Origin of the sequence: Paenibacillus wenxiniae, from assembly GCF_039822605.1 — a bacterium.
Classification (GTDB): Bacteria; Bacillota; Bacilli; order Paenibacillales; family Paenibacillaceae; genus Saccharibacillus; species Saccharibacillus wenxiniae.
In genome coordinates this window covers 77,242-95,231 of the sequence record NZ_JBCGUH010000012.1, presented here as the reverse complement: position 1 = coordinate 95,231, position 17,990 = coordinate 77,242, and the positions used below count along the sequence as shown (strand labels likewise).

The following is a 17,990-nucleotide window of genomic DNA, read 5'->3' as shown; positions in this document are numbered from 1 at the left end:
ATATCATCCTTATCCAATCCTTACTGCTGTTGCTCATCCTCGACATGAAAACGATAGCCGTTCGCCACATACGTATCGTAATACGTGCGCCCATTGCGATAATACATCAGATCGGTAATGCCGAAGCCGCCCATCAGATTGAGCTTCTCCACGCCACTTGTCCGATCTTCATGCACAAAGCCTGTTTTATAAATGCGTGTCGTATGATCGACACCTGCGGCATAACGTACAAATTCGCCATTGGCATTGCCAAACATATACTTTTCTTCATACCGATGCTTATGTGTGTAATCGAGCAGCCGAATATGAATCGTGGCTCGATCTTCCAATGTGCGATATAGCTCTTTGAATAGATCTTCCTGCGACAGAGCTTGCTTATTATGATAGTCGATCGTCACATTCGCACGGCTGAGTAGCTCTTGCTCAAATGTTTGCGATAGTGCAGGTGCAGGCAACAGTTCACGGCGGCACACTTCAATCAAGCGCTCCAGCAAGGCGGACGTTCCTTGCTTCAATAACGCGGTCACATCGCCCATGCTACGCTCCTCGAAAAAGGCAGCTTCTCCACGCCTGTCCTCCACTTCCAGCATCGCTTCCGCAGTCAGACGACTATAATAATCCGATACATTTTGCCCGATATAGTCATCCGCCAAACGCAGGCTTGTAGCCGAAGCACTATGCAGCTCTGTGCCCAGCTCATCCATTTGCTGAACGAGCACCCTACAGCCACGATGCAGTGCCAGCAGTTGATCTTCCCAGCGGCGATACAGCTTGAGCTTCGTTTGTAGTCGTAAAATATACAGCTTATGTGGATAAATGGTAGCAAGCAATGCACGGGTTAAACTGCGCACATTGTGCTTATCCATAAATGGCAGCTTTTGAAAAGATAAATCGTCCGCACGACTGCCATACCATGCATCCAAATCTTGTCGTGCCTGCTCAATCGCAATATTCAGATCACGAATACGACCATGTAGCAGCGGCCATAGACTTGCCGGATGATTTTCTTCTGTCCAGGCAGCTAGCTGGTAAAAGTGCACATCACTGCGCCCTTTTAGCCGCTCATCCATCCCAGTACGAAACTCATGCTCGACATTCCATTCATCCAGTCTGCGCTGCGCTTCTCGCTCATAATTTTGCCCGAAAAAGTCATCTCCGCTCTGTTCGAACAACGCCTGCTCTGCCTCGTGCAAGCTCATCGAACGCAGCGACGAGAAGCTGACGGAACGTGTCATCAGTCCATTCATATCTTCCAGTCTCGACTCGTCCGGAATAAACGCATCCAGCCGCCGTTCCATCGATGCTTCGTCTACGCCGAGCAGCTGCTCTCGCTCCTGTGTACCGATCGCTGAATCCTGCTTCATCCGCTGTACGATACCAAGAAAGAAGTGTTCCAGCACCGTCAATGCAATCGCCTCATCAGGACGACGCACCCGTGCAAAGCCAGCCGAGACAAGCCCTTGCGTGCCATCCGCAATACGAATATTGTTGCGAAACGCCATATTGTTGTAGTCGGAACCGTATAAACTGCTATCGTGCCCGTTATCTGAACGCTGCCGATTTTTCAGCAGGCTGATCCGGCAAATGATATCGTAATTGCTGGCGATGCCACCATTGACCGATACGCCGCGTTCATTGCGATCCGACAACGTATACACCAGTTCAAACAGCGGTGCCGCCGTATGATGTACCATCACAGCAAGTCCATCCTCGGTACGCTGAAGCGGTGCGCTCAAATGATAATCATCACGCTGCATCAGCTCCACTTCATGCAGAAAAGCAATCCCTGCTGAGCTAGCATAACCGAAGTTTTCCTCCTGCTCGCCTTCATGTACGAGCACATACAGATCCATCTGCACCGACTTGAACGATTGACCAAGAATGGAACGTGCCAGCAGTGCAATTTCCGGCACAAGCACATTCATCGGGTCTTCCACCCGCGTGACGACCGACAGATGCAGCCGATCAAACGACGAATACATCCGTCCAAAATCAGCCAGTCGCCGGGCAGCCTGACGAAATACCCGGTTTAGCTCCAGCAGATGGCTCCCTTCCTCGCGAAAATGCCGTGCCCAATCGGGACGGCGTGTTTGCGCGGTGGAGCGTTCCGGATCGGGTACGGACAAACGGGAGATCAATTGCTGGGGATGCTCCTCCCGGTGAGTAGAGGGGAAGGCAGACCGTTCGGGCTGCACTTCCACATACATCACGCCAGCTCCATTGTCCCATTTGCGTGCATTTACGTTGCGGATATGATCCGCAGCTTCCTGCAATCGATCCCCGATAAACAGGAAAACGGCGGGGTAGTGAATACTGCTCCGCCCATCTCCCTGTCCGGCTGTTTTTTCCTCAGCAGCAGCGTAAGCTTCTGCAAATGAGCGCAGCCGTTCCTTCATCTTATTTCAGCTTCCGGCGCAGATCATTTAATTTGGAAACCATTTGTTTGTAGAACTGGTATGCTTCATCACCGTTTACCAGCTCAACACGTTCATATTCCAGACGATCGCGTGCTTCCAAGTACGTTTCATATAATTCATCCAGCTTGTTCAGCAGTGGCGTCACATCTTCGGACGAAGTTAGCTCATTATCGCGACGATCCGCTTTACGCATCAGTACGGCACGGCTTTTCTCATCCAATTGACGGAAATGCTCGAAAATTTCGAATTCCACGATATTTTTCGTTTTCATCAAATTGACGAACGGCTCCCATGCTTCTTCTTCCTCATCGCGATCGTATACAAACAGTGCACCTTTTTTCGTAATCGTATCGGTGTATAGTGCTTGTACGAATTGATCGATCAGCTTTTCCTCGCCTTCATGACGACCGAGCAGACTTTCCAGCTCGGTGATCTTCACCTGAATCGAATCATATTTTGCCAGTTCCTCGCGCAGACGCTCGATCATTCGTGGCGAACGAATTAGATTGTCGGAAGCCAGTTCTTCATTGTAACTGTTGAAAATATCACGCGATGCTTCCAGCGGCAATCCTTCGCTCATCAGGCGGCGCAGTTCAACGAGCGCACGTTTTACTTCACCCAGATTTGGACGAGCCGCATCCAGACGCAGATCATACGCGTTCAATACCGCTTCCAGATCGATCGGCTGGCTAAAACGTACTGCAAAACGACTGCTTGTATTTTGATCGACATCTTTCTCAACGATAATCCCAAGCTGACGAGCACGGTTAAAGTCGTTACGAATACGCGCATTGTACGCCTGTACGCGTGTATTCACATACGTATCGCCCCATGAACGCTCTGGAATAGGTGATGGCAAATACGTCCAGTTTTCCTTCTCGCTCATCACAAGGTGACGACCTACGCCTTCACGATCCAGAATTGTACGCTCATAGTTCTCTTCGTATACTTTCAGCGGCGTGTACACAAACAGCGGTACACCGTTACGTGTGTTCAGCCAGAAAATACGGTTCTTTACCTGACTTTCTTTAATCGTAAAATGCGATTTGCCAATCGCATTGTTCTGGTAGTTGCGAATACCGCGCAGAATGCTTGGCGCCTGCACCGGCACGGACACAAAGCCCCATGATGGGAAGTGCAGATTGCCTGCGCTGTTGCTCAGATGGAACACTGGCACCGCATCATCATCGAGACGACTGGCGATTTGACGCTCAACGAACTTCTCAATCGCTTCGTCATCGCCGTATTTCATGACCAGGAAGTCTTCCATCGAACGTGTGATCAGATCACCGAACTTATCGCTTAGGAAGTCGGAGATGGAGCGCACGATATCCACTTCATTTTCCTTCACCCATTGATCCGAATGGTCAAGCAATTGAGTCGCAAAGTCGCGAATCAGATCGTCGCCATCTTTGCTGTCCATAATATCGCTGACCGCTTTGGAAATGTCCGGCACGCTGACTAGATTCCAATAGTACGTTTTGTTACCGCGATGATCTTCCTGCTCGTTGCCGCTTGTGAGCAGCTCGCCATTTTTCTCGAAAATCGAGCTGAGCGCGTTCAGTACCTCGGTGAACACACCGTAAATGCGGTTATTTTCACGGTTCAGCAATTGATACAGATCCTCGTAAAACTCGATCATTTGCTGAGTACGCTCAATGTCTGCGCGCAGCCAATATTCGTCGATTTTTGCTTCTACATAAGCGTTTTTCTTTTTATCTTTGGATACAAAAGCACTTTTCGCATCGCCCAGACGATCGTTCGCATATTCCGATGCAGATTCGATATCACGCGGAATACGGGTCAAGCTTTCACGCAATGTCTCGATGTAAGACAGCAGCATTTTCAGTAGGCAGAAGCCTTGCTCTGTGTACAGTAAACGGGATACATAGAACGGCCCTTGCTCTGGATGCAGGAACATCCGGCGAATCTGATCGGAAAATTGACCGACAATCTCGCCTGGTAGCTGCTGCTTCGCTTTAATATATTCTTCGCGCGCACGTGTCAGGAATGTCTGCTCCAGCTCGGTATCCAGACTGACCGCCTGCATTCTCACCACATTGTTGTAGCTGAGACGTTCACTGTTTTCAAAGCCTGGCAGCGGTTCGGGTACACGCGATTCAAATGTTTTGGTCATCGTATCCAGATCGACACCTAGCTTACGGGCAAAGTTTTCTACCGCTTCTTGATCCGGTGCTTTGTCGAACATTTTGTCCATCTTCTGGAACAGACGATACGCCAGATACGTAGTCATTTCTTCAATCGGCAGCACCGCAGACGATGCACCGATGATGTTGTATTCATAGTTTGCCGGATAGGCGCGATTCATCTGTGCGATATTGGTGCGAATATTGCTAATATAGTCATGGATTGCGAACTCTTCGCCAGATGCTTTTTCCTCGCTCGCCATAAAGTTCGTAATATTCTCCGCCGTTACGTTCATGCAGTAGTCATACGCATTTTCGAGCAGTTTGCCTTCGGTATTGGTCGCCGAAATCAGATGACACAGATTAAACGGTGGTAAGGGCGAGTTCACATTCAGGATACTGCCATACTGCTGCTTGAATCGTTCGCCACGCGCATCCACGTTCATCCAGTAGTCCAGCTCTTTGAGCGCGGCATAACCGTTTTTGCGAATATATTCGCGGGTATGCTCGCTCAAGCTTTTATTCGACAGGTTCACGTCGGGTGTGAACAGATAACCGAGCATGTTCAGACGGTCAATACCGGCAGAGCCGAAGTCACGCTCTACAATTCCGCGCACGATATACGAAATATCCAGGAATGAGCCACTGCCTGTACCGCCGGACAGACCGGTCAGCAGGAATACCATCAGCTTTTTGTTCGTGCCGACCGATAATGTTTTGATCTTTTTATCGATACTTTGTACAACTTGATTGATCTTGGTGAACAGCAGCAGACGTCCAGCCTGACGTACACCTGCCGCACCGTTCATGCCATCGGTAATGCTCATTTCTGGTGACAGCCATTCGGTGATGTACGGCTCTAACAGGCTACGGTTTTGCAGCAGTCCGCCGATTTCCGGATTGGACAGCAGCACGAATTCGTTGTGCGGATCAAGACCGATGCCTTTGTACTTTTTGTTGCGATCCTGTTCGTTCGTTTCAAAAGCAAGAAATTCGACGTTGCTTGGCTTTTCTTGCTTTTTCTTCGTTACTGGATCTTCCGGCAGACGAAAGCGACGGTTGATTTGATATTTCAGACGCAGCAGGGCATCGATCCCTGTGCCTCCCAGACCGATAATGAGTATCGGGTTGTCGATCGTATCGACTCGAATTTTCTCACTGACGATACCGCCACCTAGCGATACGTCGAGCTGTTGGATGTGTTCTCTAACAATTGGTTTCATGGATGATCCCCCTTGTAACCTTCATAGTATAGTGTCCGTTCATGATGCTTATGATCAGGTGCTAATTAGATGCACAACGGTGCCGATGCTAAACTGTGTTAGCATGCGGTGCTGTTTTCTATTTGAGTTGTGGGTGCGTGTTGTGAATCGGTTAGGAGCTTGATTTGTCGTTGGAGCGTATTGACTGATCGACTCAAAAGATTCAAACGAACGAAGCTTACCTTGCATTCACATACCTTACGCTTCGTTTACCCACATATTCGATTAAATAATTGAACTCATTGAAAATATCCGGGCATCTCTCGCAATTGTTCCCTGATTGCCTCAAGATGCCCGATCCGTACCGCCAGCAGTGTTCCCGAGCCTGTGTAATTGAGCTTGTGATTGTTCCTGAGCCTGCATTACATTGCTCGCCGGATGGCTTACGGATAAATTGGAATTCGTTTAGCTGATAAAGACTGTCCAAGACGAGCCGACAAAAGACTTGAATGTATCCATAATCAAGTGAAATTTCAATTCACATCGTTGATCGTGTCTTTGCAGTGTCATCCTTTTATATGACTTTATTACCTTTTACATGGTTATACTCTGCAAAGCTATGAAATTGGCTATATCACCTGCTACTCCATTCTCAGCTTGCTAACCTTTACCTGCTTAATTCAAATATTCCAGCAAAATCGTCTTATCGACCTGACGCAGTGCGATTGTCAGACGGTCACCGCTTTTGAGTTCGTAGCCTTTGGAAGCATCGATCGAGCGGCCGGATTTTTCGATGCCACTTTCTGCTCCATTACGAATCAGGAGGCGGTCGTTGTTGCCTGGGGTGAAGATGATTTGTTCGGTTTCTTTTAGCTCCGGTGCAAGCTGGAGCAGTTGATGCAGATTGAAGCGGCCGCGGAATGTGTTTAATTTTTTGTACTGCGGATACGACTTCTCACCTGTGTTTTCGTCGCGAATCTCGATCACCATCTGTCCGACAAAACCGCGGTTGCGTTGCTTCAGGAAGCGGAGCAGGAACCAGATGCCAACGCCGAGTATAATGATTGCCAGCACGATAATGATCCAGTTTATAAGACTGAGTCCGGCGATTTTGCCATCATCGGCTGGGGTAGGCGTTGCTGGCGTTGTGCTTCCACTGCTTGCTGTGCCGGTCGCATCAACGGTAACCGGTGCTGTTTCGCGATAGAAGCTTTGTTCTTCTGCACGCACCACTAGCTGGTAACGATGATTGTCTGGCACTTCGAATGTCCCTGTAAATTGTGTACCTTTGGTCGTGAGCGGAACCTGACTTTTGGCGCCGCTATCCAGATCGGTCACATTCAATACCGCTTTGAGACTGCCTACTTGCGAAGCATCGGTCAGCTTTTGACCATTGCTTGTCATATAAGCCGAAATATCGATCTTGTCGCCTTTGCTGTAGCTTTTGTTCGCTAACGGCTCCAGCGCCAGTTCCAGACTATAGTTGAAGATCAAATTAATATCGATCTTGTCCTTGTCTACTCCTTTAACTTGAAGCGTCCAATCGCCTTGCTGCGGATTCAGCAGCTTGACGAGCGAGTAGCTTTTGGAAGTCGATACGTTTACCTGATCAGAAGGAACAGCGACTGCTTTACCGTTCGGGTCGATCAGCTTCACTTCGACTTTTTGCGAGGACATGATGGAAATATTCGCTTCCTTTACGCTTGCGTTCGGGATATTGATCTTTACATTTTGGAATTGTCCATTCCCTGTAATCGAGCCGACAGGCACCACATTCACCTGCTGATGTGCCGCAAAAATCTCACTCAAAATCTGTGGCAACTCATCTGCGGAACTGGTTACAAAAGATTTACCGCCGGTTTCGCTTGCGATGTTCGCCAGCGCCTGCTGATTGAGCTTTCCGTCTGCATTCAAGCCGACCGTGTATACCGGATAACCGAGCTTTTTGGCGTTATCTACCGCTGCTTTAAGCTGCTGGTCTGCCTGGCTATTCGTTTTGCCGGCATTGCTGTTCAGATCGTTATTGCCATCCGCGAATAATACGATCATCGGTTCACTACCCTGACGAGCACCATCTTGCAGGATGCTAATCGCTTCGCTCATCCCGATGGAAATATCGGTATACGGGCCGCGATTCAGATCATCGATAAACCGTTTCAGGCTTGCCTTGCTGTCCGCCGAATTCAAACTCGTCAGCGCTTTTTCACGCTCGATCTGATCGGTATAAGCAACGACACCTACGCGGTCGCCCTGTGCGGGCAACATATCGATGAATAGCTTCATCGCTTCGTTCCCAAGTTTCTGCGGATCGCTCGACTTCATCGAATTACTAACGTCGAGCAGCAGCACCGCATCAATATTAGAACCCGCTGTACCGGACGCGCCGGAGTTGCCGCTTGCTGCCGCAAAGGTCATCCTAGCGCCGGGCAGCAGACTGACGATGATCGCCATCGCCAATAGTATATGCATGAATTTGAATGTTCGTACGTGCATCATTCTACTCCTTTACTCAAGGTAAAATGTGAATCGATAGCTGGCGGTATACGGCCATAATCCCATGTAGTATAGTCTGTATGGATTAAGCGCCGGTTAAATTCACCTTAACATGACTTAAAAATCATAAAGTGAAAAATTTGATACCATTTTCACCACCATATCCATAATAATCCATATCTTCCTCATTTCCAAAAAACGACCACTGCTCTGTTCCCGAGCATTGGCGTATGAACGGATTGCCTGTTTATGTGCTGGGAGATCGCTAAGCGAAGTACGATATTTTGCTGCGCAAAAATCCTTTTTCATTTCACCCCGTGTTAGAAGATCACTAACACTAGAATCAGTACGATATTTTGCTGCGCAAAAATCCTTTTTCATTTCACCCCGTGTTAGAAGATCACTAACACTAGAATCAGTACGATATTTTGCTGCGCAAAAATCCTTTTTCATTTCACCCCGTGTTAGAAGATCACTAACACTAGAATCAGTACGATATTTTGCTGCGCAAAAATCCTTTTTCATTTCACCCCGTGCTAGGAAATCGCTAGCACTGAACCAGAATCATTATAGCTTAAAAAAAGGAATTCTTTCCCCACCCTAAGACGGGGGAAACGACTGGACTATCGGCTAAAAGTTGAATAATACTCATCGCTCCCTTTATTCTGGAATAGATTTTGACATACAATAAAGCATACACCTTCTGTTGAACATACTGGCTGCTACCATAGCAGCCGACGATAAAACAGAATCAGGAGAGGAATCGATTATGGATATACTTGCATACGTATGTATCGGCGCAACGTTTCTTTTTGCCGGTAGCCGATTGATCATGTACGCGTATCGGCGCAAGCGCGTTCCATCCGAACAGCAGCTGGAACAGTTGTTACTGGACGTCGTGAATCAGAAGCAAGGCGGATAACGCTAGACCAATTCGATATAGAGAGTGATGCGAACCATGAATACAACGAAGCAGGCGGTACAGCTGCCGATCCTGGAGCCAAGCCGTCACAATTATGATCGATTGCGCGTGTGCCGCAAATGTGGCAGATTCACCATTTTAATGGATGAAAGCTGTCCTAACTGCGGCAAAATGAAGCTCGTTCCAGTTATGCGTCAGGCGCGCTCGCAAACGATCCGGCGGATGCTGAATGAACTGCTCATTACATTTATTTTAACGATTGCAGCCTTGTTATTGTCGCCAGATATGCGACTGATGGCGCTTTTTGCAGCGGTAGGTATCGTGCTGCTCGTGGCGTTAGTGCTCGTGCAACGCCGTGCGGTAGAACGGGAAACAGCTCGTGAGCTAAGCCGATTATTTCGCCGTCAGCAGCGCGATATTTACGACGGGCTGGTGGAAGATCAGCGAATCGGCGTGGAGGAAGTTCGCGCTGGTAACGAGGTAGAGGGCTATCATATTTTGCGGAAAACGGCTGTACTGGTGCAAAATGATCGGCTGCGGCTCGCTCTGCTATCCTTATTGCAAAATTTCCGGTTGCGCAGCGATATGGATTTGGAACTGGATTCGCTGATCACACGCGGCTTTGATCCACTTGTCGCTGAATATATCGGTGAAATGGCGCGCATCAAGCGCGATATGATTAAAGAACGCTCTATCCGCTATGTGATTGAGCATGAGCCGAAAATTTTGCAAATGGAGCAGGGCTGGAACATTCTCGTCGGTGTCACGTCCGCAATGGTGCGGATGAAACGTTATATTACGACATATCCCGGCTTTATTCGCCGGTATGCTCGCCATTTACCCAGGGAACGATTTGTGCGTTTATACCGGATTGTGCAGTCTGATTCCGGTCTGCTGCAAGATGCACTGGCGCATGATCTGGAAGCGATTCGGCACGAGCTTTATCCGAATGATCCAGAACTAACACCCCACGGAGCGATACAATCATGAGAACGATTCTGCGGTGGTTTGCTCTGCGTAACCTCCTGCTTGCCTGTCTTGGTATCTTACTCGTGCTGCTTGTTATGAAAGGATACGGAATGTATAGCAAAATACAGGCGGTTAAAGCTGCCGATGCTTATTATGCACAGCAGCAATGGATGCAGGCGGAATCGCTATATCGTGCTGCTCGCGATAATGATGATGTTCGCTATGAGGAAGACCATATCGCGTCCAGACTGGCTGAATTACAGCCGATTACTGCATGGAATGATACGCTATCCTCCACGGCGAGCCGTCTACAAGCAGCTGCGGATACCGGACAATTCGATGCTTTTCTGAGCACCTATGCCATCTGGCTACAGCAACAGGAACAGCAAAATGCTCGTCAGGATCGTTTCCATAGCGAGTATGCTCAGATGACGAAGCAATACCAGATGGAAGAGCGATTACTGAAAGGTTTTTCGGCTTTTCGCACGCAATTTACAGCGGCACTTCAGCACAATCTGGATAATGATACGTATACGGATGAATCGGCAAAATGGAATCTGCTGCGCATTCCAGCTACGTACTGGTTGACGCCCCATTCTTCCGGTACAGGAACGGCTGCGGCTGCACAACAGCGCCAGCAAAATGATCTCCGTCAGCAATTTCAGCAATACGATACGACCAAGCTGAAACGGCTGGCGGCTGCGGGAGACTTTGACGCTTTCCTGGGCAATGCTGTTGCGACCTGGCAAGCCTATGGGCAGCATGCCTATGCAGGCGCAGATTGGATCGCATCACTCGTGAATACAGGAGCACAGGCGGTCATTGCGAAGGATATACAATCCCAGCAACCAGCAAATTTTGTCCGTCATGCAGTTAGCTTCCGCAATGCGGCAACACAGTTGGAGCTATCGTCTTCACCCTTACAGCGCACGATCGATCAGCAGCTGGCCTCCTTGCAGGAGCAGGCGTTTACGATGACGACGAACAAGCAGTTTAATGAGGCGTTACAGCTGTACGAAACACTTACCCCACTCGGCGATATGACGTCTGATATCGCTCGCACCAAGCTTGCCTGGGCAAGCGATCAGCCCGCTTATTTGCTACAAAGCTCCAACGCTTCGGTCGCGTATGAGCATACCGTGGGCGGCACCGACTGGCAGGCATTTCCGGTATATGCGATCGCTACGGATCATAGCAATCGGTTATTTTTCGGACATATGGATCGAGATGGCGCGGTTAGCGTCTGGTCTGGACAGATCGAACAACAGTCCGCCCAAATTCAGCAATTATCGCTTGATACGGCACTCAGCACCGCAGATCGGCCTGTGATCGTTGTGCAGTCTCCTGCGGATGCAGCAGCCGGTACGAATCATCTATTCTCACTGTATGCCGTTACACCGAATGGATTACAGGCGATTGCTGCGCTGTCCGGTGCCAGCTATGAAGTAATGCCAGATCGCAGCATGATTGTACACGTCGCGCCCGAAGACGGCGGTGCAGGTCAGTTGAACACGTATATGGCGAATGCAGACGGTGTGTACAGTCAGACCGATAGCCGTGCAGACGATAGCGCGTATACAGAAATTGCAACTGGCGAGATTGAAGCGCATGCCAATGCGCCGATTGCGTTTACAGGTGAGATTGTAGCTGTGGATGATGGGGGAGCGATCATGCGCACAGATCGTAGCTATGTGCGTTTGCGTGGTAGTGTATCGTTCAACGTTGGCACAGTAAAAGTGTACGGTACTTTTAATGGAGACTATGAGGATTTCAGTCCAGCTTCACTGAATTTACCACCGCTTTCTACTACGACTGACTCGGATAGTCAGAGTAATGAGAGTAGTAATCCTATGACGGATGAAATGAGCGGAGCAAACGGAACACCAAATGATCCGTTTGAGCCAGAATATGGACTTGGTCGTAACGATAGCTTGCCGAATGATCGTCCGGCTGTGAGCGAACGTATTCCGATCGTTGAAGTACAAACGATTCAATAAGATCAGGCAACAGCATATACCTTTATAACGATTGCTGTTGTACAAGTAGTCTCTATGAAGGCATGTCACTTTCTTAATCTACATTCATCAAAACAAGGCATGCAGTAATTACTGCATGCCTTGTTCTATAGCACATCGTTCATTAAAACAATCGCTCGATTTTATAAATAAATTCGTCCACCGGCGGAGCTAATTTATCGATCGTCGTTTCCGTAAATTGATAGATCGGTTTCCACGCTCCATTATTCGCGCGTGCATACACTTCATAACATGGAAAAGCATCATGATTCCCTTCCAATTCAACACGTCCATCCATAAACAAGGTAATGTTGAAGGTGTAATTAATCGCTGGTGCCACAGATACTAGCGGATTCGACGAATCACATACACATTTGATCTGAATTCTTTTTTCATCTCGATACGTGACTTCATGTGTAATCGTCGAAGGGCTAGCTTTCCCTTTTACGATCGAAGAAGCCCCTGTACGATTATTCGTTTTCCTCAATTCAGTAGTGCCCGTATCTTCGTCCCCATTAAATGTAAATTTGCCATCCGCACTTGTATAATTGAATGACAAATACTGTTTGGTGCGAAAACTGGCATTGTCCGAAGAAGTAAATGAACGATGATCCCCTTTGAAGTGCAACGTATAGTTGCGATCGTTGGTAAATGGAAATAAAATCCAATCTTCCGAAATAAAAGTTTGAATCTTAACAGCTGCGCTAAATGCCATAACTAATTCCCTCCAATAGTATGTTCAATTCAGAGCACGATATAATGGCTCCATACACATAGAGGAGAAAAAAAGGGCATTTCCACAACATCGAAATTCCTTTTTTCAAGAAAAATTATTGTATCCGATCCACTGGTATTCCGATCCCGTTAATTCCCACCCAGCCCAATAAACAGCATAATAAATACCAGTTCTATCATATACCCAACCACCAGCATCATCGGCACTGTTACAATTAATAGGATCATCCGTAACTTCCGCTCTACTCCATAACGCTCCATCCAGCGTCGCAGCCATAACCATAACAGCACCAGTGCAGGTACACTGATCAACATACCCACGATCACGACGCCATAAAAAATCCACCCTGCTGCTGTTCCGGCAGCTCCCTGCGCTAACCAGCGCTGCTTTGCGGTCACCAAACCGACGACAAGCACCGCCATGAGCACATAATACACTTTGATGATCGTACTCCATTTTCCACTTTTCACTGCTGCTCATCCCTTCATGTTCAAACTGTGTTTGTAGACGGATGATTCACGCGCAAACGATAAATTTTCCGCGGGCGTCCGCGTACCGTCTGCTGTTCTTCGCCTTCCACCTCAGCCAATCCGATCTGACAGAGACTACTCATAATGCGCTGTGCATTACGAATCGTCATCGACAGATGCTGAGCCAGTTGAACCGTCGTGAAGCCATCCCATTTCATATGACGGGTTAAGGCTTCTATTTTACGATACGTGCGTGCACTAATATTAACGGTATTCAGGAGTTCCAGCAGCTCCACATCCAGCGAGCGTGAAGCATAGCTCCATTCTCCTTCATCCCGATCGATTTCGCGAATGTCTCCGTTGTCCTGCACAATAACTAGCAGTCGCTGACGATTATGCCGGGCATGCTGTAGTGCACGCATCGAATGGTCGCTAGCTGTAAAAGCCGTATTACCGTAGCCGATGCCAACAGAAATTTGCACATCCATTTCCAGCTCCATCTGTCCGATCAGCTGTCCGATACGACCCAGCTCACGCTCCATCGCGCCGCGCGTGCTGACGATTTGATAGCTGCCCACGCCATGATGCACCATCATACCATCCACATACTCACACAGCTTCAAAATACGCTGCTGCATATTCAGCTCGGCATGTTGTACCGAATAACGCCCACCTTTGCCTGTATTGGAGCCCAGCAGATCAGCTTCGATCATCTGCATACCGATCTGTGTCTCTTTAAAATAAGAACTGCGCGCTTGCTGAATGAGCAGTTGTGCCGCCTGCCGAATATCCTGCCTCGTAATCGTTAAGCGGTATGCAGGCATGCCATGCTTTTGTAATTCACTGTACACAAAATGCATACAGGTAAGTGCCGCTTTGCTTTTGCCCGTTTTCCATAGCTCCAGATGAAAGTTCACGATCTCTTCCGGATCTTCCCAGCCGTCAAAAAGGTGAAGCCGCGTGGAATCGATACACAATCCTAGCTCAGCATACGATTCGTTCAGATCCAGATCCTCCGAACGAATCATATCGATGGAATACGGCTTATCCGTAATGCCGTGGTCAAACATCATCTCAATCAAGCTTTTGTACAGCGCCGCACCTGCTGGTTTACAATAGACGACCAGCTCATGCTCCTTCAAATAAGGCTGCGCAATCGCCAGTGGAATCGGACCGGAGAAAAACCAGCCCTTTAACCCGTGACGATGCTGTTCCATCAACTCGGGAATGTCGTGTGGATGATTATACACAAGAGGCACAAAAACAACATCCTCGTGCAGCGTATCCGCAATCTGCATAATGTGCTGCACAGAAGGCATCGGTCCGATCACACCAAAACGATACGTCATCATATTCTCCTTCGCTCATTGTGTTATGCTATCCTATCCGCAGCATGATCTCTCGGACATAAGAAATATAGGGATAGGATTGAAAATAGAATCTGTTATCAGGTACTCCGATTCATTATACCAAGTTCACAGCACAAAAAAAGCCTGATAGGAACACAGGCAATCAAGCTCTCTGTTCCTATCAGGCGAGTACATACATAGGCGTTATACGCTCTATGTTCTACATCATACGTTCCATGTTCTACGTCATGCGTTATGCGTTATGCGTCATACGTCATACGTCATGCGTTATGCGTTATATCATTTTACGATCTGGCTGTTCCAATATATCACTATCTCTATCTATCTGTTTCTATACATTCTGTTTCCATACATCGATTCTCCACTATTCACAATCATGCATCTACATCGATGCAAATGATCCTGCTCTGCTACTTACACAGAGCCGATGCTGTGGTGGAAAATTTACTTTGTACCCCGTTTACGTGCAGCTGTGACCCAAGCACCGATAGCAGCGATCAGCGCAACGATCGCAATGACCAGTGTGGCGGTCTGCATCCCACTATTTGCCGCTGGAGCAGCTGTCGTAGCGGCTGCACTGTTGCCAGCTGTCATCGTATCTGTTGTTTCGCCAGTAGTTGCTGTATCCGCACTCGCTTCTGTACCGGTCGCCATGCCCTCTGTACTTCCAGTTGCTTCTGTACCGGTTGTAGCGCTCTCTGTACCACTACCTGCTGTACCAGCGCTATCATGTCCATGATCGGTAGTTGCTGCTGCGCCTGTAGCGCCATCTTTACTTACGACGGTGATCGAGTGGGGCGAGTCGCTGCCTTTGTCCCCTGTCCACTGCACAATACTGCCATCGCTGTAGTATTGAAACGCATCCCATACAAGATCGCTGTCCTTATCCGGGTTTTGACCAACGAATACGAATTGTTGGAATTGACCGGCTTCAATGCCGCCACTTTCCGCTTCCCATGTGACGGTCGACACTTCGCCTGCATCATTTTTCTCAGTGGTCACTTTCCAGCCCGGAACAGGCTGGTATTGTTTGAAGGAAAGATTTTCCGGCACTTTCAGCGTTACTTTAATCGTCGGAATATCTTTCTCCGATGGTACTTTCATCGTGTACGTTTCCCATGCGCCTGTCATCGATTCAGCCGGCTTTACTGTTACGTGCGCACTGGCTACCCCTGTAAATACAATCATCCCTGTTAATGTAACGGCTGAAGCGATCGCGGCAAAGCGCGTCCAAAACGAATTTTTGTTCATCGATCCAATACCCCTTTTCATATCGTATAGTTAAAACTGTTCTATTCGTGCTCATTATGTTACTTATGCGCTGTTCATCGTGTTGCGTACAAACTGTTCATCGTCTCACGTACAAGCTGTTCATCGGATGGGTACTTAAAAAAGCAGCACCTCCATCGCCCTCTTCCTCTCGTTACGATCATACTAGACCAGATCCGAATTGGGGTTGCTCATCCGCTCCCCTACGAACCGGGCACCTTAAGGACAAACTTCGCTTGTAGCGATTCTAGCTTGGACGTCAGCACCGTCATATCGACCTGCCAGTTGCCGTTCATACTAATCATGCCCTGTGTTTCGTACATGCCATCCTTGCCGTCTTTGGAGGTGATCGTAATATCGGTCGGTGCCATCGCCATATCCAGATGATGAAGCTGCATCGTAATCTGCTCCACATCCACATGTTTACCCTGACTGTCGGTGACCATCACCTCAAACGTATTCATCCCCATCCGGCTAGGTGGTACACGCAGGCTAATCTCATACCCATTCACCTGCTGAACTTGCGCCTGTACTTCCCTCGGTGCACCGCCATTGCCGAGCGGAGCGGCATACGGTGATAAATGCACGAGCAGTGCAGCCAGCACCAGCACGACGAACCCGGTTAACACTTCCCAGATCATATCTTTGCCGATATCGCCCTTCTGGCTGCGTGCTTTAGCATAATTCATCCCACCAAAGCCAGCCATCACGAGAAATAGCAACATTTTGGATAACAGTGTCAGACCGTAGCCCGTGTTAAATAGTGCATTGATCGTTGGCAAATAGATCAGGCTACCGTAAATGCCAGTCACCAGCAGAGCTGCCACTGAGCCGATCGCCAGCCATGAAAAGCGGCGTACTACGCCCCAGTACAGCTTGCGACGCTCATCCCCCTTATGATCTCTGACGATACGCGGCAGGAACAATGCTATAGCAAGCAATGCACCAGACCAGAGCAGCGCAGATAACAAGTGTAAATAATCAGCAGCAATCGCCACACCGGCAATTTCTGCCGCATACGCATGTCCGTCAAACGCCTTCGCTAGCAATCCACCTGCCAGCACGACAATCGCGATCAGACCAAGCACACGTTGCAGCCCTGGCTTGATGCTCGGAAGCTGGCGCACGATCAGCAGCAGCAATACGATCACAGCTGCCGCCATCTGTAGCAACCATACTTTACCGAATACGGTGCCGGTAAATGTATTGCCATATTCGCCGCCGACCGCCGATAACGGAATATCCGCTGTCCAGGCGATACGCAGCGGTAACTGTGCGGCAAGCGCAATAACCGTCAGCAGCGCGCCGGCTAGCGCCAGCCACGTATAACGCCGCTCGCGTAGCCATCCCAGTTCACTGCGCGCCGCAAGCGGCAGCAGAAATAAAGGCAGACAGAGCACACCGAGCACGATCGCCTGTGCTGCATATTGTACCCAGCGCATCGCGATCAATAGCGGACTAAGCGGCCGGCTATCATCCAGCGTGACACTGGTTGCATCTTTTAGCGATTTGCCTGCACCGTTGCCAACCTGGAAAATAATTGCGCCTTCTACCGGATGCCCGTCACCGGAAATGGCTTTCCATGACACGGTATAGATATCTTCCGGTAACGCAGAAGGCAAGTCCGCTACTAAGCGTGTGCCATCTTTTGGATCGATGTACGCTTGGATGCCGCTCACCTCATTACCGGAGGAACGATGCAGCGTAATGCCATAATAAGCACGCTGAATGTCTTCATTAAAGCGAATCATAATCTGCTTCGGTGATTGCTGTACTACTTCATTTTGTGCCGGTGACGATTCGGTTACCGATGCATGCGCAAGCACCTGCTGCGGAAAGCCTACCGCCAGCAGTAAAAGCATCGTTACGAGCATCAGCTTGATGATCGCATGCAGACGACTTCTCCTCGATGATTGGCTAATCGTCGTACACATTGAACGAGCAATATTGTGAATAATGGCCTCTCACCTGCTTTATGTT

General features: G+C 48.7%; 12 protein-coding genes. 3 read left to right on the top strand and 9 right to left on the bottom strand.

Features of this window, described 5'->3' with window-relative positions:
• Nucleotides 1-20 precede the first annotated feature (20 nt).
• From AAHF22_RS18470 to AAHF22_RS18455, 4 genes are all read right to left on the bottom strand, one after another.
• Nucleotides 21-2,396, bottom strand: coding sequence for a transcription initiation factor TFIID (locus AAHF22_RS18470; protein WP_347326502.1), 2,376 nt, complete (start codon nucleotides 2,394-2,396; stop codon nucleotides 21-23).
• A gap of 1 nt (nucleotide 2,397) precedes the next feature.
• Complete coding sequence (locus tag AAHF22_RS18465; RefSeq protein WP_347326501.1) at nucleotides 2,398-5,787, bottom strand: tubulin-like doman-containing protein; 3,390 nt, start codon at nucleotides 5,785-5,787, stop codon at nucleotides 2,398-2,400.
• Nucleotides 5,788-6,441: 654 nt separating this feature from the next.
• A complete protein-coding gene (locus AAHF22_RS18460) occupies nucleotides 6,442-8,259 on the bottom strand; it encodes a vWA domain-containing protein (RefSeq protein ID WP_347326500.1) in 1,818 nt (605 codons plus the stop codon).
• Nucleotides 8,260-8,376: 117 nt separating this feature from the next.
• Nucleotides 8,377-8,784, bottom strand: a complete 408-nt coding sequence (locus AAHF22_RS18455; protein WP_347326499.1) for a hypothetical protein — start codon at nucleotides 8,782-8,784, stop codon at nucleotides 8,377-8,379.
• A 244-nt stretch (nucleotides 8,785-9,028) separates the two neighbouring features.
• On the opposite strand from AAHF22_RS18455, the gene AAHF22_RS18450 reads away from it, so the two are divergent.
• Genes AAHF22_RS18450 through AAHF22_RS18440 form a run of 3 tightly spaced genes read left to right on the top strand, consistent with a single transcriptional unit; the run spans nucleotide 9,029 to nucleotide 12,147 of the window.
• A complete protein-coding gene (locus tag AAHF22_RS18450; RefSeq protein WP_347326498.1) occupies nucleotides 9,029-9,181 on the top strand; it encodes a hypothetical protein in 153 nt (50 codons plus the stop codon).
• Between the two features lie 36 nt (nucleotides 9,182-9,217).
• Nucleotides 9,218-10,171, top strand: coding sequence for a hypothetical protein (locus AAHF22_RS18445; RefSeq protein WP_347326497.1), 954 nt, complete (start codon nucleotides 9,218-9,220; stop codon nucleotides 10,169-10,171).
• Nucleotides 10,168-12,147, top strand: a complete 1,980-nt coding sequence (locus AAHF22_RS18440; RefSeq protein WP_347326496.1) for a hypothetical protein — start codon at nucleotides 10,168-10,170, stop codon at nucleotides 12,145-12,147. Before AAHF22_RS18445 ends, AAHF22_RS18440 begins: the two co-directional genes overlap by 4 nt.
• Nucleotides 12,148-12,289: 142 nt before the next feature.
• On the opposite strand, the gene AAHF22_RS18435 is transcribed toward AAHF22_RS18440, so the two are convergent.
• From AAHF22_RS18435 to AAHF22_RS18415, 5 genes are all read right to left on the bottom strand, one after another.
• Nucleotides 12,290-12,880, bottom strand: coding sequence for a DUF3238 domain-containing protein (locus AAHF22_RS18435; RefSeq protein WP_347326495.1), 591 nt, complete (start codon nucleotides 12,878-12,880; stop codon nucleotides 12,290-12,292).
• 149 nt (nucleotides 12,881-13,029) lie between these two features.
• Nucleotides 13,030-13,371 (bottom strand): hypothetical protein, encoded by a 342-nt coding sequence (locus AAHF22_RS18430; protein ID WP_347326494.1) that lies wholly within the window; start codon nucleotides 13,369-13,371, stop codon nucleotides 13,030-13,032.
• A gap of 20 nt (nucleotides 13,372-13,391) precedes the next feature.
• Nucleotides 13,392-14,720 (bottom strand): helix-turn-helix domain-containing protein, encoded by a 1,329-nt coding sequence (locus AAHF22_RS18425; RefSeq protein ID WP_347326493.1) that lies wholly within the window; start codon nucleotides 14,718-14,720, stop codon nucleotides 13,392-13,394.
• 465 nt (nucleotides 14,721-15,185) lie between these two features.
• Nucleotides 15,186-15,992 (bottom strand): YcnI family copper-binding membrane protein, encoded by an 807-nt coding sequence (locus tag AAHF22_RS18420; protein WP_347326492.1) that lies wholly within the window; start codon nucleotides 15,990-15,992, stop codon nucleotides 15,186-15,188.
• 221 nt (nucleotides 15,993-16,213) lie between these two features.
• On the bottom strand, nucleotides 16,214-17,944 hold the full coding sequence (locus AAHF22_RS18415) for a copper resistance CopC/CopD family protein (RefSeq protein ID WP_347326491.1): 1,731 nt from the start codon (nucleotides 17,942-17,944) through the stop codon (nucleotides 16,214-16,216).
• Between the last annotated feature and the right edge of the window lie 46 nt (nucleotides 17,945-17,990).

Bases quoted from the DNA above. Each gene is read 5' to 3' on its own strand.
- AAHF22_RS18470 (WP_347326502.1), bottom strand. From the start codon at position 2,396: ATGAAGGAACGGCTGCGCTCATTTGCAGAAGCTTACGCTGCTGCTGAG.
- AAHF22_RS18465 (WP_347326501.1), bottom strand. From the start codon at position 5,787: ATGAAACCAATTGTTAGAGAACACATCCAACAGCTCGACGTATCGCTA.
- AAHF22_RS18460 (WP_347326500.1), bottom strand. From the start codon at position 8,259: ATGCACGTACGAACATTCAAATTCATGCATATACTATTGGCGATGGCG.
- AAHF22_RS18455 (WP_347326499.1), bottom strand. From the start codon at position 8,784: ATGAAAAAGGATTTTTGCGCAGCAAAATATCGTACTGATTCTAGTGTT.
- AAHF22_RS18450 (WP_347326498.1), top strand. From the start codon at position 9,029: ATGGATATACTTGCATACGTATGTATCGGCGCAACGTTTCTTTTTGCC.
- AAHF22_RS18445 (WP_347326497.1), top strand. From the start codon at position 9,218: ATGAATACAACGAAGCAGGCGGTACAGCTGCCGATCCTGGAGCCAAGC.
- AAHF22_RS18440 (WP_347326496.1), top strand. From the start codon at position 10,168: ATGAGAACGATTCTGCGGTGGTTTGCTCTGCGTAACCTCCTGCTTGCC.
- AAHF22_RS18435 (WP_347326495.1), bottom strand. From the start codon at position 12,880: ATGGCATTTAGCGCAGCTGTTAAGATTCAAACTTTTATTTCGGAAGAT.
- AAHF22_RS18425 (WP_347326493.1), bottom strand. From the start codon at position 14,720: ATGACGTATCGTTTTGGTGTGATCGGACCGATGCCTTCTGTGCAGCAC.
- AAHF22_RS18420 (WP_347326492.1), bottom strand. From the start codon at position 15,992: ATGAACAAAAATTCGTTTTGGACGCGCTTTGCCGCGATCGCTTCAGCC.
- AAHF22_RS18415 (WP_347326491.1), bottom strand. From the start codon at position 17,944: ATGTGTACGACGATTAGCCAATCATCGAGGAGAAGTCGTCTGCATGCG.